The organism is Viridibacillus arenosi (genome assembly GCF_001955655.1).
Taxonomy (GTDB): Bacteria; Bacillota; Bacilli; order Bacillales_A; family Planococcaceae; genus Viridibacillus; species Viridibacillus arenosi.
Genome location: NZ_MSPW01000001.1, coordinates 662,348 through 685,592 on the forward strand (window position 1 = coordinate 662,348; position 23,245 = coordinate 685,592).

Annotated in this window: 22 protein-coding genes; 7 read left to right on the top strand and 15 right to left on the bottom strand. The window is 35.6% G+C overall.

The annotated features are described in order from the left end of the window. Window positions 1-5 precede the first annotated feature (5 nt). A complete protein-coding gene (locus BK137_RS03250; protein WP_038183750.1) occupies window positions 6-395 on the top strand; it encodes a DUF7147 family protein in 390 nt (129 codons plus the stop codon). Between the two features lie 80 nt (window positions 396-475). Here BK137_RS03250 and BK137_RS03255 read toward each other — a convergent pair whose 3' ends face one another. Next, entirely contained in the window at window positions 476-748 is a 273-nt protein-coding gene (locus tag BK137_RS03255; protein WP_038183747.1) for a YlbG family protein, read from the bottom strand. Between the two features lie 130 nt (window positions 749-878). On the opposite strand from BK137_RS03255, the gene BK137_RS03260 reads away from it, so the two are divergent. Next, window positions 879-1,778, top strand: a complete 900-nt coding sequence (locus BK137_RS03260; RefSeq protein WP_038183744.1) for a glycerophosphodiester phosphodiesterase family protein — start codon at window positions 879-881, stop codon at window positions 1,776-1,778. A gap of 54 nt (window positions 1,779-1,832) precedes the next feature. Here the strand turns inward: BK137_RS03260 and BK137_RS03265 are convergent, their stop codons facing one another. Then, window positions 1,833-2,279: a YlbF/YmcA family competence regulator gene (locus BK137_RS03265; RefSeq protein ID WP_038183741.1), complete on the bottom strand. Its 447-nt coding sequence runs from the start codon at window positions 2,277-2,279 to the stop codon at window positions 1,833-1,835. Window positions 2,280-2,636: 357 nt separating this feature from the next. Between BK137_RS03265 and BK137_RS03270 the strand changes: the two genes are divergently transcribed. Next, window positions 2,637-2,924, top strand: coding sequence for a YqhV family protein (locus tag BK137_RS03270; protein WP_179078241.1), 288 nt, complete (start codon window positions 2,637-2,639; stop codon window positions 2,922-2,924). 75 nt (window positions 2,925-2,999) lie between these two features. On the opposite strand, the gene BK137_RS03275 is transcribed toward BK137_RS03270, so the two are convergent. The 3 genes from BK137_RS03275 to BK137_RS03285 form a co-directional block, all read right to left on the bottom strand. After that, window positions 3,000-4,241: an MFS transporter gene (locus BK137_RS03275; protein WP_179078232.1), complete on the bottom strand. Its 1,242-nt coding sequence runs from the start codon at window positions 4,239-4,241 to the stop codon at window positions 3,000-3,002. A 130-nt stretch (window positions 4,242-4,371) separates the two neighbouring features. Continuing rightward, on the bottom strand, window positions 4,372-4,998 hold the full coding sequence (locus BK137_RS03280) for a LysE family transporter (protein ID WP_038183734.1): 627 nt from the start codon (window positions 4,996-4,998) through the stop codon (window positions 4,372-4,374). A 513-nt stretch (window positions 4,999-5,511) separates the two neighbouring features. Continuing rightward, a complete protein-coding gene (locus BK137_RS03285) occupies window positions 5,512-6,984 on the bottom strand; it encodes a UDP-N-acetylmuramoyl-L-alanyl-D-glutamate--2,6-diaminopimelate ligase (protein WP_038183731.1) in 1,473 nt (490 codons plus the stop codon). A gap of 117 nt (window positions 6,985-7,101) precedes the next feature. Between BK137_RS03285 and BK137_RS03290 the strand changes: the two genes are divergently transcribed. Next, window positions 7,102-7,872 (top strand): amino acid kinase family protein, encoded by a 771-nt coding sequence (locus BK137_RS03290; RefSeq protein ID WP_038183727.1) that lies wholly within the window; start codon window positions 7,102-7,104, stop codon window positions 7,870-7,872. Here BK137_RS03290 and BK137_RS03295 read toward each other — a convergent pair. Continuing rightward, entirely contained in the window at window positions 7,839-8,909 is a 1,071-nt protein-coding gene (locus BK137_RS03295) for a CAP domain-containing protein (protein WP_038183713.1), read from the bottom strand. The two genes, BK137_RS03290 and BK137_RS03295, sit on opposite strands and share 34 nt — an antisense overlap. Window positions 8,910-9,055: 146 nt before the next feature. Here BK137_RS03295 and BK137_RS03300 point away from each other — a divergent pair, with 146 nt between their 5' ends. Together BK137_RS03300 and ytvI are read left to right on the top strand one after the other, a co-directional pair. Next, window positions 9,056-9,421 (top strand): YugN family protein, encoded by a 366-nt coding sequence (locus BK137_RS03300; protein ID WP_038183710.1) that lies wholly within the window; start codon window positions 9,056-9,058, stop codon window positions 9,419-9,421. Window positions 9,422-9,525: 104 nt separating this feature from the next. After that, window positions 9,526-10,581 carry a sporulation integral membrane protein YtvI gene (ytvI, locus tag BK137_RS03305; RefSeq protein ID WP_038183708.1) on the top strand — a complete coding sequence of 352 codons (1,056 nt, stop codon included), beginning with the start codon at window positions 9,526-9,528 and terminating at the stop codon, window positions 10,579-10,581. A 42-nt stretch (window positions 10,582-10,623) separates the two neighbouring features. Here the strand turns inward: ytvI and BK137_RS03310 are convergent, their stop codons facing one another. The 7 genes from BK137_RS03310 to cyoE form a co-directional block, all read right to left on the bottom strand. Beyond that, window positions 10,624-11,085 (bottom strand): DUF420 domain-containing protein, encoded by a 462-nt coding sequence (locus BK137_RS03310; protein ID WP_038183705.1) that lies wholly within the window; start codon window positions 11,083-11,085, stop codon window positions 10,624-10,626. 29 nt (window positions 11,086-11,114) lie between these two features. Further along, window positions 11,115-12,035, bottom strand: coding sequence for a cytochrome c oxidase assembly factor CtaG (gene ctaG / locus BK137_RS03315; RefSeq protein ID WP_038183703.1), 921 nt, complete (start codon window positions 12,033-12,035; stop codon window positions 11,115-11,117). A gap of 279 nt (window positions 12,036-12,314) precedes the next feature. After that, on the bottom strand, window positions 12,315-12,647 hold the full coding sequence (locus tag BK137_RS03320) for a cytochrome C oxidase subunit IV family protein (protein ID WP_038183700.1): 333 nt from the start codon (window positions 12,645-12,647) through the stop codon (window positions 12,315-12,317). After that, entirely contained in the window at window positions 12,647-13,273 is a 627-nt protein-coding gene (locus BK137_RS03325) for a cytochrome (ubi)quinol oxidase subunit III (protein WP_038183699.1), read from the bottom strand. Before BK137_RS03325 ends, BK137_RS03320 begins: the two co-directional genes overlap by 1 nt. Continuing rightward, entirely contained in the window at window positions 13,273-15,144 is a 1,872-nt protein-coding gene (ctaD, locus tag BK137_RS03330; protein WP_038183696.1) for a cytochrome c oxidase subunit I, read from the bottom strand. The genes BK137_RS03325 and ctaD overlap by 1 nt, the downstream gene beginning before the upstream one ends. A 34-nt stretch (window positions 15,145-15,178) precedes the next feature. Beyond that, complete coding sequence (coxB, locus tag BK137_RS03335; RefSeq protein WP_038183693.1) at window positions 15,179-16,264, bottom strand: cytochrome c oxidase subunit II; 1,086 nt, start codon at window positions 16,262-16,264, stop codon at window positions 15,179-15,181. Between the two features lie 96 nt (window positions 16,265-16,360). After that, complete coding sequence (cyoE, locus tag BK137_RS03340) at window positions 16,361-17,278, bottom strand: heme o synthase (RefSeq protein WP_038183690.1); 918 nt, start codon at window positions 17,276-17,278, stop codon at window positions 16,361-16,363. 323 nt (window positions 17,279-17,601) lie between these two features. On the opposite strand from cyoE, the gene BK137_RS03345 reads away from it, so the two are divergent. Further along, window positions 17,602-18,522: a COX15/CtaA family protein gene (locus tag BK137_RS03345; RefSeq protein WP_038183687.1), complete on the top strand. Its 921-nt coding sequence runs from the start codon at window positions 17,602-17,604 to the stop codon at window positions 18,520-18,522. Between the two features lie 60 nt (window positions 18,523-18,582). Here BK137_RS03345 and pyc read toward each other — a convergent pair whose 3' ends face one another. Then, the gene (gene pyc, locus BK137_RS03350) at window positions 18,583-22,014 is read right to left on the bottom strand and encodes a pyruvate carboxylase (protein ID WP_038183684.1); all 3,432 of its coding nucleotides are present in this window, start codon (window positions 22,012-22,014) and stop codon (window positions 18,583-18,585) included. Between the two features lie 12 nt (window positions 22,015-22,026). Next, the gene (locus tag BK137_RS03355; protein WP_038183681.1) at window positions 22,027-23,196 is read right to left on the bottom strand and encodes an FtsW/RodA/SpoVE family cell cycle protein; all 1,170 of its coding nucleotides are present in this window, start codon (window positions 23,194-23,196) and stop codon (window positions 22,027-22,029) included. Window positions 23,197-23,245 lie beyond the last annotated feature (49 nt).

Below are 23,245 nucleotides of genomic sequence, written 5' to 3' on the forward strand. Positions count from 1 at the left end.
GAACAATGATTCAACAATTTATTGAACTCGGCAAAGGTTTTGGTGACGTTTTTGAACTATGCGAACTTGCAGAAACAAATCAGCATCGCTATCGTAATGCCTTCATACTTGTATCTGAACATAACGGCAAAAGTGTAGCTTCTCTTGCAGTAGCTTTTAATCCAGTTGGTGAAAGTAAATTTACACCACTTTATATTTGTAGAGAAGGTATTTCGCATTCACAAACAAAGCCTTCTAAACGAGTTCAACTATTCGAAAATAAAATAACTGAAATCGGCAGACAAGCAATTACGTTAAACGTAAAACACTCATCTGAATTTGCAGAAAGTACTCTCTATTACCAATATCTTATTGGTATTATGCGTCTCAATCATTATATCCCATCCATGTACTAACTGATACGTTTCATCAATTTCCATTCAGTTTGACAACAATATACTGGATGCTCTTTTTATCGACAAATATAACCAAAGTTTTATAAATCAGTTTTATAATCGTATTCTTTTGCCTTATCAGGTTTGGCATTTTCAAACTCAGTTGATACAAAAGGACGATATGAGGGCACTACATTTTTAACATACGGAAGTCGTATCATTTTGGCCATCGTCGCTTCAATTTCATCTTGATCACAATAAAGTACAACATATTTTAATTTTCTTGAAATATAATGTACATGTCCATATCTTCGCAAAGATTTTGCTTGTTTTAAATGATGGACATACACAATCAGGCCTTGTCGGTCTTTCATATGGATTCCCTCTTTTCTTACAAACAAGAATACCATAGCTTGGAATTCAACCGCAACCAAGTTTAGCTGACAGCGATATGGTTTATCCGTTATAATAAAATTAGAAGTCTGCATTTAGAGGAGGACTATAATGGGAAAGAAAACGAAAGTTGCAATCGCAATTGCAGCGGCAAGCGCAGCAGCATGGGCAGGTTCAAAAGCTCTTTCAAAACCTCAAAAACGAAGCGATAAAGATGCATTACAGTATGACCAACCTATTGTACTTGCACATCGTGGCGGCTCACATTTAGCACCAGAACATACAATGTCGGCATTCCACAAAGCAGCAGATCTCGGCGTTCACGGCTTCGAAATCGATATTCGTTTAACAAAAGATGAAGAAATCGTTGTTTTCCATGATGAGTATGTAGATCGTACTTGTGACGGAACAGGTCGCGTAGCAGATTTAACTTTAGAAGAATTACAGTTATTAAACTTTGGCTATAATTTTGTTGATTTGGATGGTTACTTACCGTATCGCGAGGATAAACAATCAATCGTTACATTACGTTCATTGTTAGAAGAATTCCCTCAAATGCTCGTAAATATTGATATGAAAGATGCGCCAGATACATATGAGGGAGGACTAATGCCTTCAAAACTTTGGCGTTTAATCGAGGAGTTAGGTGTCGAAAACCGTGTTGTTGTAACAAGCTTCTTCGACGAACAAATAGACCGATTCAATCTTTATGCTCAAAATAAGGTTGCTTTAGGTGCTGGTCAAGGAGAAGTGAAAAAGGCTTATACTTCCTTTACTAGTCAATTCGGTCATCTATACCATCCAAAAGTCGATGTATTCCAAATCCCATCGAAATTTGGTGTTTTTGCTTTAGATAATGCTAGCTTTATACGTTTCTTAGAGAACTTGAATATTCCTGTACATTATTGGACTATCAATGACGTATCAACAATGGAACAGCTACTCTCAGTCGGTGCAAAAGGTATTGTCACTGATCGCCCTGATTTAGCAATTGAACTATTAAATGAATAACAGAGTTATATATAACAAAAGAGACTTATACGAAATTCGTATAAGTCTCTTTTCTTATGCTGAACAAGAACAACTACCGCCAGTTCCACAACCCGAACCACATGAGGAGCCAGAGTTTAAAAATGGGTTACTAACAGGTACTTTGACTGCCTCTGATACCGTTTTGCCGATTAACAAACTGATTTCATCTAGTAAATCTTGATAATCATTTTCTGCAACTTTCAGGGCTGCTATTTTATCGTTTAAATCGAGTTTACGTTTTTGCAAACGAATCGATTTCATAATTGTTTGGTAATCTGGATGATACTTCCCAAAACGTTGAACATCCTCATATTGCTCTTTCATTCGTTGGAATGAAGCAATTTCTTTTACAAGTTCAACATCGGAATAAACACTGTTGTAGGCATGCTGCAACATTGCTTTTTCTTTGGAGGATCGTATCATTTTACTCAGAACATCTACTTCATCAAGGATTTGTGCCCACTCCGAAGTAATCATCATATTTCATTCCCCCATTCCATTAATATCATAACAGATTTACTGTTTTATTGTTAAGTAAGGGATTGAAAAAAGTTATTCGCTTAAATCTCCTTATTCTTTTTCGTATTTTTCTTCTAACCAAATCTTAACTCTCCCATGTATAACTGCACTATAAAAGATATCCTAAACAACTTATCCTCACTTATTAACTGTCGCAACTATTTATCAATAAGTCATGACTTATTGATAATAGTGGAAAAGCATACATACACTATAAAAAAGCAAAAATGATAGTTACCAATAAACTAAATTTACATATTTTTCTTAAACCAGTTTTCACTACTTCTTTACGAGCTAAGTTATCTACTTACGATGAATATGAAAAATAAGGTGGTCATTTTTATCGAAAAAGCTCTTCTTTTAATTATTTTGTTAAGACTATGTTCAGGGAGTATTGAGGTAACAGCAGCACTTTTTATGATTAAGTACAATGATTTAGAGAAAGCATTTTATATCAATACTCTGCTCGCATTAGTTGGTCCAACTGTTTTAATTGTTACTACTGGAATTGGTTTAGCAGGTTTAGCTGAAAAAGTGTCGATACTTAAAATGGTTTGTCTATTCTCAGGAATTTTCCTCATCCTTTTCAGTTTGAATTCCAAGTAAGTAAAAAAATCATGCATTTTCATATCAAAAATAAAAAGGAACGATTCAGTTAAGTTAGCTGATCGCTCCTTTTTATTATGTGACGCTATTTTTTTGCCCGATTTTATCAATTTGAATGAACTTAAATACTAAAAACAAGATAATAAGCCCTATAACACCTGCTGAAATATAGCTCACATTTAGGTATTTCTCCATAACCAGTGACATAACAGGTGGCCCTGCCGCAACACCGATAAATCTAGCAGAGCTATAAAAAGAAGTGACGGTACCTCTCTCCTCTTTTCGAATATTTTCAGTAATGATAGCATCTAACACAGGTAATATTGCTCCGATTGCAACTCCTACAATACTGGTCACTACTAACAATAGGACCAACTTTTCTGCTGTATATCCTACAAATACAACACTAATAGAAAGAACAATTAAACAGATAATCATCAGCTTCTTAATGAGCTTCATATCCCCTTTTATCTTCCTTCCAGTAATAAAAGAAGCGATACAGAGCATCAGTAAAGGAATTGCTAACACGAATCCTTTTTTTACGCCTTTAATATCGTGTATTTTTTCAAGATTTTCAGATAAGAAAAATAACGCACCAAACAAAATAAGCATAACAAATGCCCCGTTTAGAAATACGGTGAATAACCACTTTCCTTCTTGCTTAAATGTGGTTTTAACATTAGTTAAAAATTCTTTTAGTTTTACTGGTTCATCTTTTTCTTTAGGTACTTTCACAAAGAAAAAAATTAAAACGATAGAGATTAAGCTAAAAGCAGATATAGAGAAGAATGGTAAAAACCATAAGAAAGCTGCTAACAATGAACCTAGAATTGGACTTAATACTTTTCCGAACGTGTTTGACGTTTCAATGATCCCTAAACAAGAACTTGTTTTTTCATCATCATCTTTATATAAGTCACCTACTAGCGGTAATACTATCGGCATAGCACCTGACGCCCCTGCACCTTGTAAAATCCTCCCAATAATAATACCCATATACGGATTTTCCATTTTCCAAGACGCTATACCAGCTATTAAGCCACCGATTAATGCTAAAATTAAACTCGGTAAGATGACCATTTTCCTCCCAAAACGATCTGATAAGTAGCCTGCAACTGGAATGAGAATAATTGCCGCTACTGAATAACTGGTGATAATCATACTTGATTGAAAAGAAGAAATACCTACATTCTTCTCCAAGATCGGTAACACTGGAATTAACATAGAATTTCCAAGTGTCATAACTAATGGAATTGAGGCCAAACTGATTAAACACCAGAGGCTGACATTGTCTTCACGATTATCCACATTCCCCATCCATACACCTCTATTAACTGTTAGATTAATTTCAATTATTAAAGGTATGGTTTCCTTGCTTATTCTTTTTATGCGTTAAGTTGCACATTATGTACACTAAGGAAAACAGCGTTGTGAACATAGTGACAAATTAAAAAATTGAATGGTAAGCTTGAATACCAAAATAAATACCGAATCCAATCATCGATAGAGATGAAATAATAGAAACGATTTTCAAAAAAGAGGACGATAAAATTTTTCTTGAACCACCTGAAATAGTGGCCATTATTAAATCGACTAAAGAAATTCCTAGTAATATAAATACACTATAGATAATTATTTCCATCCCTGATAATGTTCCCGCTCCTCCGACAAGGACCGATCCATATATACCTAACCAAAAAAGGATTGTTAATGGATTTAGCAATGCCATTAAAAAACCTGATAATAATGAATGTCTTAATCGAACTACTTTCCCAAATTTTGAATCCACCTCAATAGTATGTAATGTAAGAAGATTCTCAATCCCTGTGTACATAAGTACGAAAAAGCCGAATGACCAAAGTAGCGTTTTTATAAAAGGTATTTCTATAAAGTGTCCAATGCCAAAGTACACCATGACCATATATAAAATATCGGTGACGACTGCACCAAGCCCGAAAAACCAAGCATGGAAAAATCCATTTTTAATACCTGTATTTAATAAAGTTGCTTTTACAGGGCCAATTGGTGTAGCTAAAGATACCCCTAAAAAGAAGTAGGGAACTATGGAATTCATGAAATACCCCTCCGATATAATAGTGTCTTTGCATCATATTCAAGGAGCATTACTTGTACGACTATTTTAAAAAAAGAAAATTCTAAGAATACTTAAAACTAGGACTTATTATAATTATTAAAGGATTTTTTTCCTCACCATTAATAAATCATTTTCCAAATTACTTATTAGTCAATAGAAAAAACGAAGGATGTAAATATTCATCCTTCGTTTTGATAGAATCATTGTGATTTTCCTATAAATAATTTCAGGTCCCTCTAATTTAGGCAAATAATGTGAAATAAATTTATAAGAGAAACCGAATACGTCTGATTTCTAATGTTATTCAATTGAAAATTTGGGGTGTTCTATATAATAAGAACCTTACTAATATTTTATCAAGAAGTTTTTCTAAATATGAGTTGCAAACTACTTTACGATATTTTAACGAGTACCTCCATCAAAATAGTTGTACTTTCGTACTCGAATCTTCAATTAAAAAATAAATTGGAAAATATTTCATTTGCAACTGGCTCATTTTTCGTCATTAAGTCTTGTTTTTAATAGTTTTATATATTCTTTAGCAATTTCATAATCTGAAAATGGGACGACTTCATTACCAATTATTTGAGTCGTTTCATGCCCCTTTCCCGCAATTAAAACAGTATCACCCGGAATAGCCTCAGCTATTGCACTTTCAATCGCTTGTTTTCGATTAATTTTAATTGCATATGGAGTCAGATCTATGCCCTGTGCAATTTGGGCAATAATCATATCTGCTTGTTCTCTACGAGGATTGTCACTTGTTAACCATATTTTATGAGCGTAGCTATCCGCCACTTTCCCCATCTCACGACGTTTTCCATGATCCCGATCTCCCCCACAACCAAAAACAACTATTAATTTCTTTTTCGATACTAATTTTAGAGATTGTAAAACAGCTACAAGAGCACTTGGTGTATGAGCGTAATCTATGACAATTCGTATACCGAGATCGTTTTCTACTTCTTGTTGTCTTCCTGAAGGCAATTTGAGATAAGGAATGCTTGGCGCAATGATTTGGAGAGGGTATCCAAGTTGCTGTACAGTTGCTACTGCCGCTAATACATTTTGTTGGTGGTGCTCTCCTACAAATGGCATCGTTAGTTCAACTGGATTTTCCAAATACTGCACAAGTAAAACTGTGGAAGTACCTTCAATCTCTTTATGAATAACACTAATATCCGCTGATCGATGTCGACCAAAAGTAAAGGATCTTACATGATGCTGTTTCATATTTAAACAAAATGGATCGTCAGCGTTAACGATTATTTTATTTGCTAAAGTGGCTAATTTTCTCTTGGCTAATTCATACTTCTCCTTACTGCCATGTTCATCATAATGGTCTCTACTCATATTTAAATATACTCCGTAGTTAAATGGGCAATGATCTAATCGATGTTGCGACAATCCTAAAGAAGATGCTTCTATAATAATATACTTCACGCCCAATTCTACGCATTGCGCAAAAATCGGGTACAAATAAGTTGGAGGTGGTGTGGTCATAGAGGAAGTATTCTGATTCTGACGCTCACCATTTATCCATAATCCTAATGTGCCAAGTACAGCTACTTTAGCTCCTAGCTTTTGTAATATTTGCCCAATGAAATGTGTTACAGTTGTCTTGCCATTTGTTCCGGTCACCCCAATGATAGTCAATAACTCAATTTTATCCCCTACAATAGCTTTACATGCATAGGATAAAAATGTAGAACAATCTGGTACCCAAACATGCGGCACTTCTAAATGTTCAATTGGCTGGTCTTGATCATATACAATGGCTACTGCTCCTTTTGCCACTGCTTCGGAAACAAAATTCCAACCATTATGCAGTTTTCCTTTCCTTGCAACGAAAATATTACCTGGCTGGATTTGTTCTGCAACATCAGTTATTCCACTTATTTCTTCACGTATCGAGCCGCCCTGTACTTCACAAGGCCAATCCTTGATAAGCTCTGCTAAGATCAACTGCTTTCCTCCTGCACGTTTTTAACATCATCGAATACATTATTACAATCCGCTATTCACTTGTATCGTATGAAGAGAGTGCACAAAATGACACGAAGAAAGATGGGAGTATTCACTATGATTATTCAAAAGTTTGGTGGAATCGCAATGCAATCCGAAGCTTCGCGTAAACATTGCATCCTTCATATACGTAAGGCTATTCATAAATTTGAAAAGGCAGTTATTGTTGTTTCAGCTATGGGCCGCGGTGGAGATGCATATGCCACTGATACCTTGTTAACCTTAACAAGCGCTTTTAAAAATGATTCTAAATCCAAAGACCTCGTTGCAGCATGTGGAGAAATGATTGCCGCAGCTGTCATTTCAGCTGAATTAGAACAAAGTGGTATCAATAATACATTGTTATATGGTCAAGGCATTGGCATTGAGACATCTGATAACTTCGGTGACGCAGAGATCCACGCTGTTCACACAACAGCTATAGAAAAAGCATTAAGTGAGACTTCTTGCGTCATCATCCCTGGTTTTCAAGGTACCACTGCTGAGGGAGATATTACTACGTTAGGACGTGGCGGTAGTGATTTAACCGCAGCGCTACTTGGGGCTGCCTTGAAGGCACAATTTATTGAATACTATAAAGACGTCCCTGGAGTTATGACTTACAATCCTAAAATTAATGCTAACGCAGAATTAATTGCGAAATTAACGTATCCGGAATTCCACGAGTTACTGAATGATAGCCATCCCATAGTGCAAAAAAAAGCAGCGGAGACGGCTGAAAAACACCATCTCACACTGCATATTCGAAATACTTTTTCTATGGACCAAGGAACACTAATCATACCTGCTATTCATCATGGCTCATCTGATATACTATCTATACTTTGAATAAACACCTGTGAAAAGTGTTTACCGAAAGCACCTGAGCCGAGCTGATTATAATCTTCATTTAATAATGTGTCTCGGTGTTTCTCTGAATTAAGTAATCCATTAATTGCTTCAGGAGCATCTAAGTAATCCTCCGCAATATTTTCTGCTGCCATATCAAAATTAACAACTGCATTTTTTAATCGCTCTTTTAAAGTATCCGGCTGAATGCCCTCTTTTGAAAAATTACCAAGCGCTAAACTTGCAGCATGACTTTGAGCAATACTGTTTAAATCAATTGCTGCGTTTAAAGCTTGTAAACCTTTTTGAGTACGATAAACGTTCGTCAAATCAAAAAGTTGTCGCTGATTCGCTAAATCTATTTCAACTTGTAAATACGATGAAGGTACGTTTGGTGTAATCATATCGCCGACATATGTCATATCATAAGGCTGCTGTTTCACAAGCGTTTCTCCGTCTATAAAGCGTACTGCCTGTAAGGTTCGATCTGTCGCATCAAAATACATTTGTGCATATAAACCATCATACATCGTTAAAATACGTGTCTTCATATCTTCTTCATCTAAAATAAAAGTGTAAATATTTTCATCGATTTGCACATTGACTTCCGCATCAATAATAGTAGATCGATATATATCATCTAAAGACTGACCTATCTTAAAAGGATTCGCTGCACCATTAACACCTGCAATATACACTTGTGTTACTTTACGTCCCTCCACACCAACCATTAAATAATCATCATAACCCTCATCGTATACCCACCATTCATAGCCGTAAGCAGAAGGTTCTACTCGGTTAGGCTTGCCTTTTAATTTTTCTAAAGCATTAGTAGACTTTCCTACTAATATAGATAAGCCATCTTTTGGTCTAGGTATTGCCTTATCATTCACATTTGGAACATCTTGATTAGGTATTACTTTCCCTTGTGAATTTGGAGCTGTTAATAGTTCATTTTCCTTTACGGACTGATTTGTATAGAAGAAAACAACTAATATAGCTGCTAATATAATTAATATTCGAAATAACGCTTTCACATGGCCTCTCCCCAATTTGTTTAGTTATTATATTATACCAATTGCCGTGATGTATTCACAATGTTGTCATTGCAACCGATGCACTTTTGCTCTATTATAAAATGGAACGTATATATGGTACGATGAGTCAAAGGAGGACGAAATTTATGTATTTCGAAAATACAGGACTTGAAAACACTTTAGCTGACATTACACTTCTTGATGATCTTATGCGCGAACATGGTTTAATCCGTGCTACAGGCTGGGACTATGAACGCGTAACTTGGGACAGACGCTTTGATGTACGTGAAGGTACATTCTACCTACGTGTATTCGGTTTCACAAAAGACGGTGACATCGGCGCTAATGATGCAATGATTACACTATTAAAACCAGCTCTTGGTAAACACTACTTCCCACACGGCGTAGAATATGGTGAAGGTGAAGCATTCCCTGCTCATCTAGTAAAATCTTGCCAAGAAATTTTGAAATCTCTTGAAAAACAAATTAAATCATTTGAAATTCATGCTTAATAGTTTAATTGAAGTGCTGGTATCTTTCAGCACTTTTTTTTATTGGATAAAAATTAGAAATTTATCCATACTATGAGCGTAAATTTAAAAGATAGGTGATTTAATTGGCTAAATCCAATTTTTTTAGTACATTAAAAAAAGTCTTACTAACCATTATTGTTCTATTACTATTATACATTTTGATTCCAGCATCTATACCAATTTTACTATCTCTTGTGACTGCCCTGTTGCTTGAGCCACTTATACAACTTCTACAACGAAAATGGATTAATTCTAGACGATTTTCAGTCATCGTTTTATTCTCTCTCTTTTTAATCCTATTATCAAGTATCCTGTATTTCGCCATCACAAATGCTATCACTCAAGTCTCTCATTTATCAAAAATAGCTCCTGAACTTTTCGATCAATTAACCGCTTCTTGGATGAACCTTCAAAACCGATTAGCAAAGATTACTCACGATCTACCTATTGAAGTAATTACTGAAATTCAACTTGGTATTGACAGAGTCATCGAAAGGCTTCAATCCTCATTTATCAATTTTTTTAACTACGATAGGTTAAAAATGATCGTATCTAAGCTACCGTTTTTTTTACTCAATTTACTTGTTTATATGTTTGCTCTCTTTTTATTTATGTCTGAAATGCCGAAACTCAAAAAAAAGTTTAATTCATATATCTCTCAAAATAAGGCAGAAAAGTGGAAAGTACTTTTTCAAAAACTCCATATTGTATTATTTGGTTATATTAAAGCTGAATTAATCGTTAGCTTATCTGTTTTAGTTGTTACTTTTTGCGCTTTGCTATTCATTGTTCCTAAATACGCCATTATAATGGCTTTAATCATTTGGTTTGTCGATTTATTACCTATTTTAGGTGCCATTGTTATATTAGCTCCTTGGGCCATTTACGCTATGTTAACCGATCAAATGGCAATGGGTATCAAATTGGCACTATTAGCGATTGTCATTATAATTCTTCGCCAAATCTTAGAGACGAAGGTTATGAGTGCTCAAATCGGGTTACCTCCACTTGCTACATTAATCAGTATGTATATTGGCCTGCAATTATTTGGGTTTTTAGGTTTTTTTATAGGTCCATTAATTGTCATGGTATTTATAACAGCGAAGGAAGCTGGATTACTAAGTAAATTTATTAAATAAAAAAGCTGCTCCCAAAAATAATAAGGGAACAGCTTTTTAGCTTTAATTACTTAAAATAGCTTTAATAACTGAAGTTGTTTCTCCACCTTTGTATAATACATAAAGTAATGTATATACTGCTACGCCTGTAATGGCTGTGAAGAACCAAATTACACTTGTAATTGGTCCAATTTTACGATGACGTACAAGGTTATTTTGGAATCCTGCTAATAATGTTACGATACCGAAAACGGCACCTGTAGTTGCCAAGCAGATATGGAACACAAGGAAAATCGTATAATAGATTTTCAAATTATCTGGTCCACCAAATGCTGTATTACCAATAAATACAGTACGTGATACGTAAATGATAAAGAATAATAATGCTGATATTGCAGCTGCTATCATTGTTTTTTTATGCGCTTCAATTTTTCTTTGCTTAATTAGTGCCCAACCAATTGCTACTAAGATAGCACTTAATGCAATAAAGGTTGTACTAATTGTAGGTAAAATAGGTAAATTCATGCGTTTTTCTCCTAACAATCTTTTTGTAATTAGTGATATTGATTAGCATTTAGTTGTTGTCTTTCCAATAAAGCTTTTTGCGTAATTTCTTCCGCGTTTTCTTGTTCATTACGATACCATCTAACAAATACTTTACCTAATACAGATGCAAAGATAATTTCCTGAATAATCTTCATGATAATCCCGCCTAGCTGTTGATCGTACATAGGGTCCATATTAGTAAATAATTCAGGTCCTGATAATGATAGTCCTGCTAATGTTGATACAGGTACACATAATTCCATTGCTTTCATCCACAATTCACCATCTGTATATGTAGCATAGAATGGAGATGAAGCAAAAATAATTAACGCACAAGCAGGTGTAATAAGAACCGCATTTCCGATAATATAGCCAACTTTGTGTAAATCCTTCATACGAGGTTGTCCCTCTACAGAATTAATAAGCGGCCAGTACATAAATAATGCTGATACGAACAGAAGTAATGTATACAACCCATGTAACGTTTCATTTAGTTTTATATAGTCCAAAATCATTGGAATATGATAAAAAGAGAATAATGCAACGAAAAATGCTAATGCAAACATAGGTTTAGTCATAAAATGAAATACAGGTTTGATATAAGGTAATTCAATGACATACTTCCATAACCAATTTGGAATCCCTTGAATCAAGAAAATCGGTATTAATAAAAGTAGTAAAGCCATTTGCACCATATGCATTGTAAACATAATATGAGCCATTAAATCGACTGGCGAACCCATAACAATATATAGCAATATCATACTGATTACGAAATTAATCGCCTCACGTTTCTTCAAAGGTTCACTATCTTTGAAGTCCGTTCTCCATTTAACAGTAATAAGAAAATATAGTACAGTTAAAAACAAAATGACGCCTATTAAATAAGGGCTCCACATTGCTTGAAATCCAAATATACTTAGAGGCATAGTATTTCGCTCCTTTAGTCTCAATACCTCCATTATAAGTCCCAACCCCACGAACTTCAATGAACGAATCATGACAATTTTTACTTTAATGCTTAAGGCGCTCGTTCAGACTCGACAAGCACTGGAATTTTTGAATCAAAGTCATCTTTTCAGAGTTTGACGTGAGAAAAAAACGATTCGAGACTTTAATACTTAAAGTTTAATCACTTCTTCAAACACTATCTAGCAAAAAAGCAAAAAACCGAGCCTGTAGTAGACTCGGTTTTTTTGCTCTGGTTCTTACCACCAAATGATTGTTACAAAAGCAAGAATCATTGTAAAAGCGATAAATGCTGCAGAGTACATGAAGAATTGTGCCATTCCATGACCTTTTTCGCTCCAGTGCATAAAGTAATACAATTGTAGCGCTACTTGTACAGCTGCAAATAATAAAATAAGTGGTGCAACTAAGTAAGCAGACATTCCTGCTTGAACTGCAGCAAATGCGATGAATGTTAAGAAGATCATAATCGCAAATACTGTTACTTGATTACGCATACCTTGGTTTGCGCGTTTACGAGCATATTCATACTCGTGTTTACTTCTTGTACGTGCTTCAACGTCATGTGACATTAGCCCAACACTCCCATCAAGTAAACTACAGTGAAGATGAATACCCAAACTACGTCGATAAAGTGCCAATATAATGAAGCTAAGTAGTACTTAGGCGCATTATAAAGGTTTAAACCACGTTTAGAGTTACGTAGCATTAGAAGGATAAACCAAGCTAAACCTAGAATTACGTGCAATCCGTGAGTACCTACTAAAGTGTAGAATGAAGAACCGAATGCACTTTGAGTAAATGTAAAACCAAGATGTACATAGTGATAGAACTCATAAATTTCAAGACCTAGGAATCCTAAACCTAATAAAACAGTTACGATTAACCAAGCTTGCATTGCCTTGAAATTATAGTTTTTCATATGATACATAGCGTAAACACTTGTTAATGAAGAAGTTAATAGTAACATCGTCATAATAAAAGCAAGTGGTAACTCAAAAAGACTTTGAGTTGAGAATTCCATTCCAGCTGGTCCTTTATTTTTTAGCGCTAAGAAAGTCGCAAATAAAGTCGCAAATAAAACTGTTTCACCGCCAAGGAAAATCCAAAAACCTAATGTTTTGTTTTTCCCTTCAAGTGTAGAGTTCTCTGGATGTGCTGGCCAAGATTGTGGGGTAAATTTCTTATTTAAATCCATTAGTGTTTACCCCCTTTTTCATTCATTAATTCCTCTTTATGAATATGATAACCTAAATCATCTTTAAGAGAACGAGTAATCATTGAAGCGAATGTAATCGCTAAACCAATAATTAATACTGGAATTGACCAAGTTTTATCTGCATCTTGGTGATAAAGTGCACCAAATGCTGCAACGAATAAACCAAGTGAAATCATGAATGGAATGAATGAGTTGTTTGGCATATGGATATCTGAAATAGGCTCAGCATATGTCATACCCTCTTTGTTTCCTTCCATTTTTTCAATCCAAAAAGTATCTAATCCACGAACAAGTGGAGTTTGTTTAAAGTTATAATATGGTACTGGTTGTGGAATAGCCCACTCAAGAGTACGTCCATCTTTCCATGGATCGCGTCCTGCTGGTTCGTTTTTAATAGCAGTGATAATTACGTTTACTACTAGTAAAATAACACCGATTGCCATTAAGAAAGCACCAACCGTACTAATTAAGTTGAATTGGTCCCAACCTTGTCCGCCCATGAATGTGAACACACGGCGTGGCATACCCATTAAGCCTAAGAAATGTTGAACAAAGAATGTACAGTGGAACCCAACAAAGAAGAATACGAATGTAATCTTACCAAGAGTTTCATTTAACATTTGATTGAACATTAAAGGCCAGTAATAATGTGCTGAAGCAAATAATGCTAATACGATACCACCAACGATAACGTAATGGAAGTGAGCTACGATGAAATAAGAATCATGTAGTTGGTAATCAAGAGGTGCAGATGCTTGCATTACCCCTGTTACCCCACCAGCTACGAATGATGGGATGAAACCTAATGCATAAAGCATTGGTGTCGTAACTTTAATGTTACCGCCCCAAATTGTTAATAACCAGTTGAATACTTTCATACCCGTTGGTACAGCAATCGCCATTGTCGCTACTGCGAAGATTGCGTTTGCAGTTGGTCCAAGGCCTACAGTAAACATATGGTGAGCCCATACCATGAAGCCTAAGAAACCGATTAAGATAGTCGCGAATACCATTGAAGAGTAACCGAATAAGCGTTTTCTTGCGAATGTCGCGAAAATCTCAGAGAATAAACCGAATGCAGGAAGTACTAAGATATATACTTCAGGGTGACCAAAGATCCAGAATAAGTGCTCCCAGATAACTGTATTACCACCATTAATATGATCAAAGAAGTTAGCATCGAACATACGGTCGAAAATCATGAAGAATAATCCCACTGTAAGTGGAGGGAATGCGAATAAAATTAAAGCAGACGCTACAAATGTAGTCCATGTGAATAATGGCATACGCATATATGTCATACCTGGTGCACGCATGTTAATAATCGTTACAAGGAAGTTAATCCCCGCGATTAGTGTACCCGCACCTGAGATTTGTAAACCTAAAGCATAAAAATCAATACCATGACCTGGTGATGCTAGAGATAATGATGCATAAGAAGTCCAACCTGCATCAGGAGCTCCACCTAAGAACCATGAAAGGTTTAAGAAAATACCACCAAATAAGAATAACCAAAAACCTAAAGAGTTTAGGAATGGGAAAGCAACATCACGTGCACCAATTTGTAATGGTACAGCGGCGTTCATAAATGCAAATAACAATGGCATTGCAGCTAAGAATATCATTGTTGTACCATGCATTGTAATAATTTCATTGAAAAGACCCGCACTCACAAAATCGTTATCTGGTTTTGCAAGTTGGATACGAATAAGCATTGCTTCTATACCACCGACTACGAAGAAGAACGTACCGGCAATAAGGTAAAGAATGGCGATTTTTTTATGGTCTACTGTTGTTAAGTAGTCCCAGATAGTTGCGCCAAAGCCCTTTTTCTTTGCTGTTGAGCTCACAACTTTAACCTCCCTCAATATGATTTAAATCAAATTATTTTTCTACAGATAGACCCATTAAGTATGCGGCTAAAGCATCAAGCTCTTCATCTGTGAATTCTTTACCATTATTTAAAGCTTTTTCTTCTGGCATTATGTTCCCTGGTTTAAGCTCTTGTGAGTTTTTAATCCAGTCTTTAATACCATCTTCTGAGTGTTCAAGGAAACCAGCAACACGGTTACGATCTCCAAATGCAGCTAAGTTAGGTGCAACTCCGCCTCCAGTACCTTCACCAGAAACTGCGTGACATGAAATACAACTATTAGCGAATACTTGTTCACCTAAATCAGTTGATTTTTTATCAGCTGTTTTCCCTTTAGTAGCTTGCATGTTATCAACCCAATTGTCGAAGTTATCTTGGCTTAGTGTCTTAACTTTGAAATCCATTAAAGCATGTGAAGGACCACAAAGTTCAGCACATTTACCATAAAATACTCCGTCTTTCAAACCGTCTGATTCTTTATCAAATGTCAAATAGAACTTGTTGATATTATCAACGTTCGTATCCATTTTACCACCGATAGCTGGAATCCAGAATGAGTGTTTTACGTCAGCAGCTTTTAAATTAAAGTAAACTTTCTGACCTGTCGGTACTACTAATTCTTGAGAAGTTACGATACCTTGTTCAGGGTATTCGAATTCCCACCAATATAATTTAGCAGTTACGTTTACAGTAACCGCTTTCGCGTTACCATCAGCGTCTTTCGCTTCCATCGCTTTAGTATCAGCGAATTTGTAAGTTAAACTTACAGTTGGTACAGCTAAGATTAATAATAAAACGATTGGAATTGCTGTCCAAATAATTTCTAGTGTATGGCTACCTTCAACTTGTTTTGGAATTGTATTTTCCCCAACTTTTTTACGTCGGAACTTAACAATAGCAAGCACGTAGATGATAACCACTACGATAATAACAAACGTCATAATTGCAGTTGATAATAGCAGTAGATTGTATTGATCTTTACCAACTTGACCCGCTGGAGTTAAAGTTGATAAATACTCTTCGCCACAACCTGAAAGGAAAATCGTTAGTGCTGCTAGCAATCCGAATAGACGCCATTTTTTAAGCCCTTTCATCATAGCTTAATTAAACCCCTCTTTCTTTGTTGTATTTACATGTGTAACTAGGACTGTGGTTCATTCTATATGAATTCCTTTAAAGAAAGAATCCCAAAGTTAGGCAAAGACAGAGAAAATGATCATTGAAACAAATAAAATAGTCATATAATTTAATGAATAAATAAACATCTTATTCGCCCATTTTATATCATCTGTCGCTTTAAAACCCGTTAAAGCAAGTGCGAACCAACCAAGGTTCAATACTGTTGCGAGAATAATAAATCCTATTCCGAGCTTCATAAGCAGAAATGGTAATGGGAATAACAATAATACCCATACTAACATTGAACGTTTAGTTCTTGCAAAGCCTTTAACAACTGGAAGCATTGGAATATTGGCTGCTCTGTATTCTTCTGTACGTTTCATAGCAAGTGCATAAAAATGCGGTGGTTGCCATACAAACATTATCAAAAATAGTGCCAATGCTCCAAAACCAAGTGACGGTTCAACAGCAGCCCAGCCGATTAGTGGTGGAATAGCTCCTGAAATACTTCCTACAACGGTATTACTTACATGCCTTCTCTTTGACCACATGGAGTACAAGACTACGTAACTTAGTATGCCTGCAAGTCCCCACACACCGGCAGCAAAAGATGCCATAAATAACAAAAATTCACCTACAATTAAAAGAGAGAGAGCGATTGTCAATACAAGGCTCGGTTTAAATCTACCTGTAACTGTCGGTCTTGACTTTGTCCGTTTCATTATTGGATCAATATCTTGATCAATATAATTATTCATCGCTCCAGATCCTGCAATAATGAATGCCGCACCTACTAAAGTAAAGAACATGATATTCAATTCTTGTAAAAAATGTTTATCCGTGAATTGAAAGGCCAACCAAAGTCCTGTAAAAGTAGTAACTAAATTGGAATTAACAATGCCAATTTTGATAAGTGCTAAAAAGTCTTTTACTAGAGAACTTGTTTCAGGTTCCGAGTTTCCATTAGCAGACAATATACGACCATTTGACATATTACCCCTCCTTTCGATTGGTAAGCATATTCCGTTAACCCTACTATAACGAAAAATAGCGTTGATTTCTAGACAGAAAGTGAAATTTCATGTCGAAGGGTAGATGTAACCGGTTTCTCTGACACAACATATCTATAGTAAATCATTTTCTTGTTTTAATTGTGAAGGTTCTTGTACGAAATTATGAACAATTTGTGAAATCATTTTCTCTTTAGAATGACAATACTCTATACAAGTTGTTTTTTGGTCCTATTTTCGCTATCATCAGAAAGGCAGGTACCACCTTTAAAAGGTGATTACTATATATAAAGTAGGTGGCAATTATGCAATATAGTAAATACATGAAATGGTTTGCTGTTGCTGCAACAATTGGAATGTTGCTCATTTTACTGGGCGGAGCACTCGTCACAAAAACTGATAGTGGTATGGGCTGTGGTAGAAACTGGCCTGATTGTAACGGTTCTCTAATACCAAAAGAAATTACTACAGAAGTGTTAATCGAATTTTCCCATCGTGTTGTAACTGGAGCTGTGTCATTTCTTATTTTGATTTTGACAGTTTGGGCTTGGAGAGTATTAGGACATATTCGTGAAGTGAAATTCTTATCTTTCATGGCATTATTCTTCTTAATTGCACAAGCATTAATCGGTGCTGCTCAAGTTTTATGGGGACAAGGCGATTTTATATTAGCACTTCATTTTGGTATATCACTTCTTTCATTTGCAGCAGTACTCTTACTCACATTAATTATTTTCGAAGTTGACCAAAAATTTGATGCGGACAAGGTCATTATTGGCAATACGTTAAAGAGACATACAATAGGTGTTACAATCTATTCTTATCTCGTAGTATATACAGGTGCCTTAGTACGTCATACAAATGCTAGTTTAATTTGTCCAGATTGGCCATTATGTAATAACAACAATATTGGATTACCTACTAATTTCTATGAGTGGGTTCAAATGGGGCATCGCTTTGCAGCTGGATTAATCTTTGTTTGGATTTTATTCATTGCTATTCATGCTATTAAACATTATAAAGAACAACGTGTCCTCTATTGGGGTTGGATCATTGCACTAATAATAGTTTCTCTTCAAGTGTTAGCGGGTATGGCTGTAGTACTTTCTCGCTTAAATATCTTATTAGCATTACTACATTCACTATTAATCACATTATTATTTGGTTTATTGTGCTATATGATTCTATTATTATCTAGAAGTCGACAAAATCAAAAAAGTAACTAAATATTTTAACTAAACAATATAAAACACGCCTTTGCAAATGCAAAGGCGTGTTTTTTCTAGTTATTCCATTTCGATTAGTAAATCACCCGTTGAAATTGCATCTCCAGCAGCTACATAAATTTCTTTTATCACGCCGTCCTTAGGTGCTTGAACAGTCGTTTCCATTTTCATAGCTTCTGTAATCAGCAAATGCTCACCGCGTTTTACAGGGCTACCTTTAGAAATAGCTACTTTCAATACTGTACCTGGCATTGTTGCGCCAATTTGATCTGGATTTGCAGGGTCTGCTTTCGCTTTACGATCTCCATCTACCTCAACTGTCATATCTTGAATAATAATTTCACGAGGTTGACCGTTTAATTCAAAGTAAAGGACACGTGTACCATCATATTGAGCTTCCCCAATGGATACTAGCTTAATGATAAGTGTTTTACCTTTTTCTATTTCAACTTCAATCTCTTCGCCAAGTCTTAAACCATATAAGAATGTTGGCGTATCTAATACTGATACATCTCCAAACATATCTACTGTCTTCATGTAATCTTCAAAGACTTTTGGATATAAAGCTGTCGCAAGTACTTCATGACTTGTAATCGGACGATTATATTTTTTAAATAATTCATCGCGAAGTTCTTTTAAATCTATTGGCTCTAATAATTCTCCCGGTCTTACAGTAATCCCTTCACGGTCTTTTAAAATTACTTTTTGTAATTCTTCTGGGAATCCACCATATGGCTGTCCTAAATAACCTTGGAAGAATTCAATTACTGAGTCTGGAAAATCAATTGTTTTACCACGTTCAATGACTGATTCTTCATCTAAATCATTTTGAACCATGAATAATGCCATATCACCTACTACTTTTGAAGAAGGTGTTACTTTAACAACATCTCCAAATAACAAGTTTACGCGGGAATACATACTTTTCACTTCTTCCCAACGGTCGCCAAGTCCGACACCTTTAGCTTGCTGTTGTAAGTTACTATATTGACCTCCCGGCATTTCATGAACGTATATTTCAGAATGTGGGCTATTCATGCCACTTTCAAAGTCGCTGTAATATTTTCGAATATCTTCCCAATAATAAGAAAGTTTTTCTAGTCCTTCAATGTCTGCTCTTACTTGGCGTTTGCTACCTTTCATCGCATAGTAAAGTGAATTAGCACTTGGTTGCGAAGTTAGACCTGCCATTGAGCCTAGCGCTGTATCAATAATATCAACACCAGCTTCAATTGCTTTAGCATATAAATAGATACCATTGCCACTTGTATCATGTGTATGCAAATGAATTGGTAAATCTGTCGATGCCTTTAATTCAGAAATTAACCGATAAGCTGCTTCTGGCTTTAATAAACCTGCCATATCTTTAATAGCTAAAATATGAGCTCCAGCAGCCTCTAATTCCTTCGCCATGTCTTTATAGTATTGCACTGTATATTTCGCTCTAGAGTCATCTAGAATGTCTCCTGTGTAGCAAATAGCAGCTTCTGCAATCTTACCCGACTGTCTTGTTGCATCAATGGCTATTTCCATACCTTTAATCCAGTTCAAACTGTCGAAAATACGGAATACATCAATTCCTGCATCTGCTGATTTTGAGATAAACTCTTTAATAATATTATCTGAATAGTTTTTATAACCTACTGCGTTCGCACCACGCAATAGCATTTGGAATAGCACATTTGGCATTTTCTCACGTAGTTTAATTAAACGATCCCATGGGTCCTCTTTTAAGAAACGATATGCAACGTCAAAGGTTGCACCTCCCCACATTTCTAGTGAGAAGAAATTATGCATAATTTGTGCTGTTTCATCTGCAATATTGAACATATCACGTGAGCGTACACGAGTCGCCAGCAATGATTGGTGAGCATCTCGCATAGTTGTATCTGTTAACAGTACATCATCTTGCTCTTTTATCCATTGTACAAGACCTTCTGGACCACGTTCATCTAAAATTTGTTTAGTGCCAGATGGAATTGATTGTACAATTTTAATATCTGGTTTATGGGGTTTCGAGAAAATTGGTTTCTGTTGATATTCAATACCAGGGAAGCCATTAACCGTAACATTGCCGATATAACTTAATAATTTTGTACCACGGTCTTTACGCGGTGAGAATAAAAATAGTTCTTGCGTTGTATCGATGAAACTTGTATCAAACTTACCATCTATAAAATTCGGATGACGAACAACATTTTCTAAAAACGGAATATTCGTTTTAATACCACGAATACGGAATTCTTGTAGATTTCGATCCATCTTAGCTGCTGCTTCTTTAAATGTCATTCCCCAAGTTGAAACTTTAACAAGTAATGAGTCATAATATGGTGAAATAACTGCCCCTTGGAAGCCATTTCCTGCATCTAAGCGTACTCCAAAACCTCCACTTGAACGATAAACCATCAATTTACCCGTGTCAGGCATGAAATTATTTAATGGATCTTCAGTCGTTACACGAGATTGAATAGCAAATCCAAAAAGTGGGATTTGTGATTGCTCAGGGATGCCAATTTCTTCACTATGTAAAGATAAACCCTCTGCAATTTTAATTTGTGCATGTACAATATCAATCCCTGTAACCATTTCTGTAATCGTATGCTCTACTTGGATACGAGGATTAACTTCGATGAAATAAAATTGATTACCCGCTACTAAAAATTCTACAGTCCCAGCATTTATATAGGACACATTTTTCATTAATTTTATTGCAGCTTGGCATATTTCTTCACGTAATTCAGGTGTAATTGAGTTTGAAGGTGCAATTTCAACAACCTTTTGATGACGACGTTGAATAGAACAATCACGCTCATATAAATGAACAATATTGCCTTCTTTGTCTCCTAAAATCTGTACTTCAATATGCTTTGGCTTGTCTACAAATTTCTCAACATACACTTCATCAGATCCAAATGCTGCTTTCGCTTCTGACTTGGCTCTATCATAAGCTTCTAATGCATCATCAGCAGAGTGTACAACGCGCATACCGCGTCCTCCACCACCAAGTGCAGCTTTTATCATTAATGGGAAGCCATACTCCTCACCAAACGCTAACACCTCATCAATAGATGCAACAGGTCCATCTGTTCCAGGAATCACTGGAATATTGGCTGCGACAGCTTGTTCACGAGCTTTTACTTTGTCACCAAACATATCTAAATGATTAGAAGTTGGACCGATGAAAATAACGCCCTCTTCTTCACAACGTTTTGCAAAATCTAAGTTTTCAGATAAAAATCCATAACCGGGGTGGATTGCGTCTACTCCTGCATCTTTTGCTATCGCTAAAATTCCTTCTATATCTAAGTATGCATCTATAGGTTTCTTACCATCACCAACAAGATATGCTTCATCAGCTTTGTAACGGTGATACGAGCCACTATCCTCTCTCGAATAGATTGCTACTGTTGTTATATTTAGTTCCGTACACGCTCGAAACACGCGAATCGCTATTTCACCACGGTTTGCCACTAGAATTTTTTTAATTGCCATTTCCCTTACCCCCTAGACTTTATTCCTTTCCCTTTTAACAAACATGGAGACGTTTATGAGAATCCCCATAGCTAAAGATAACAAAATTATCGAAGTTCCGCCATAACTAATAAAGGGCAGCGGTACACCAGTTAACGGTATAATCCCTGTTAATCCACCGACATTTATAAACGTTTGAAACCCTATCATACTAGCAATACCAGCTGCTATCATTCTTGCCATTGGATCCTTTGTTCGTAAGGCAATAAGCAATGCTCGAATTACAATAAAGCCTAAACCACCTAACACAATCGCGACCCCGAATGTGCCCAATTCTTCTGCAATAATCGCTAAAATAAAATCTGTTTGCGGTTCTGGTAAATAACCCATTTTTTGTACAGATTGACCTAAACCTAGCCCCTTAATGCCTCCAGCACCTATCGCTAAGTAACCATTAACCATTTGATAGCCAAAAACTTGTTCATCTTCAAAGGGATTAAAATAAGCTTGAATACGCCCCATACGTTTTTCAGTAAAAATACTATCTCTTATAAAGAAAATACCAATCGAAGCAATTGCCATACATCCTATTAAAACGCCTAAAATTTTATTGAAGGTTTTTAATTTGATCCCACTCGCCGCAATAACCGATACACCAATAAATAGAATGATCAGTAGCGTACCTAAATCCGGTTCAATAAAGACAAGGAAAGACGCGGCAAATAATACAAGAATAGGCGGTATGATAGATTCATTAATATTATCTATCTTTCCCTTTTCATATTTCTTTGCAAATACAGCTGAGAAATAAAGGATGATAATAATCTTTACAAATTCTGATGGTTGTAAATTAGCAAACCCAAGTTTTAGCCAACTTTTCGCTCCTGAATTACCAGGACTAAAACCAAAAAAGTAAACGGCTAATAACAAAGCGAACATGACACTTAACATAAATACTATCATCTTATTTTCTTTATAAATCTTGTAGGGAATAAACGCCCCTACAACAAATGCTACAGAACCAAGACATAGATTCGTAATTTGCTTTTTATAAAAATAATCTGCACTGTAACCTAGTTTACTTGCTGACCAGACCATACTGGCACTATAAATCATTACTAGCCCAAAAAGGCATAGTAATAAATATGTAAAAAACAGTGGATAATCGAAATTCCTTGCATATCTTTTTAAGTATGTTTTCATGCGAATACCTCTTTTACTCATCTTGTAGCAAAAAAACCCAAACAACAGC

What these genes read in the sequence shown, in the direction of transcription:
- BK137_RS03250 (WP_038183750.1), top strand. Translation starts at nt 6, where the DNA reads ATGATTCAACAATTTATTGAACTCGGCAAAGGTTTTGGTGACGTTTTT.
- BK137_RS03255 (WP_038183747.1), bottom strand. Translation starts at nt 748, where the DNA reads ATGAAAGACCGACAAGGCCTGATTGTGTATGTCCATCATTTAAAACAA.
- BK137_RS03260 (WP_038183744.1), top strand. Translation starts at nt 879, where the DNA reads ATGGGAAAGAAAACGAAAGTTGCAATCGCAATTGCAGCGGCAAGCGCA.
- BK137_RS03265 (WP_038183741.1), bottom strand. Translation starts at nt 2,279, where the DNA reads ATGATGATTACTTCGGAGTGGGCACAAATCCTTGATGAAGTAGATGTT.
- BK137_RS03270 (WP_179078241.1), top strand. Translation starts at nt 2,637, where the DNA reads ATGAAAAATAAGGTGGTCATTTTTATCGAAAAAGCTCTTCTTTTAATT.
- BK137_RS03275 (WP_179078232.1), bottom strand. Translation starts at nt 4,241, where the DNA reads ATGGGGAATGTGGATAATCGTGAAGACAATGTCAGCCTCTGGTGTTTA.
- BK137_RS03280 (WP_038183734.1), bottom strand. Translation starts at nt 4,998, where the DNA reads ATGAATTCCATAGTTCCCTACTTCTTTTTAGGGGTATCTTTAGCTACA.
- BK137_RS03290 (WP_038183727.1), top strand. Translation starts at nt 7,102, where the DNA reads ATGATTATTCAAAAGTTTGGTGGAATCGCAATGCAATCCGAAGCTTCG.
- BK137_RS03300 (WP_038183710.1), top strand. Translation starts at nt 9,056, where the DNA reads ATGTATTTCGAAAATACAGGACTTGAAAACACTTTAGCTGACATTACA.
- BK137_RS03310 (WP_038183705.1), bottom strand. Translation starts at nt 11,085, where the DNA reads ATGAATTTACCTATTTTACCTACAATTAGTACAACCTTTATTGCATTA.
- ctaG (WP_038183703.1), bottom strand. Translation starts at nt 12,035, where the DNA reads ATGCCTCTAAGTATATTTGGATTTCAAGCAATGTGGAGCCCTTATTTA.
- BK137_RS03320 (WP_038183700.1), bottom strand. Translation starts at nt 12,647, where the DNA reads ATGTCACATGACGTTGAAGCACGTACAAGAAGTAAACACGAGTATGAA.
- BK137_RS03325 (WP_038183699.1), bottom strand. Translation starts at nt 13,273, where the DNA reads ATGGATTTAAATAAGAAATTTACCCCACAATCTTGGCCAGCACATCCA.
- coxB (WP_038183693.1), bottom strand. Translation starts at nt 16,264, where the DNA reads ATGATGAAAGGGCTTAAAAAATGGCGTCTATTCGGATTGCTAGCAGCA.
- cyoE (WP_038183690.1), bottom strand. Translation starts at nt 17,278, where the DNA reads ATGTCAAATGGTCGTATATTGTCTGCTAATGGAAACTCGGAACCTGAA.
- BK137_RS03345 (WP_038183687.1), top strand. Translation starts at nt 17,602, where the DNA reads ATGCAATATAGTAAATACATGAAATGGTTTGCTGTTGCTGCAACAATT.
- pyc (WP_038183684.1), bottom strand. Translation starts at nt 22,014, where the DNA reads ATGGCAATTAAAAAAATTCTAGTGGCAAACCGTGGTGAAATAGCGATT.
- BK137_RS03355 (WP_038183681.1), bottom strand. Translation starts at nt 23,196, where the DNA reads ATGAAAACATACTTAAAAAGATATGCAAGGAATTTCGATTATCCACTG.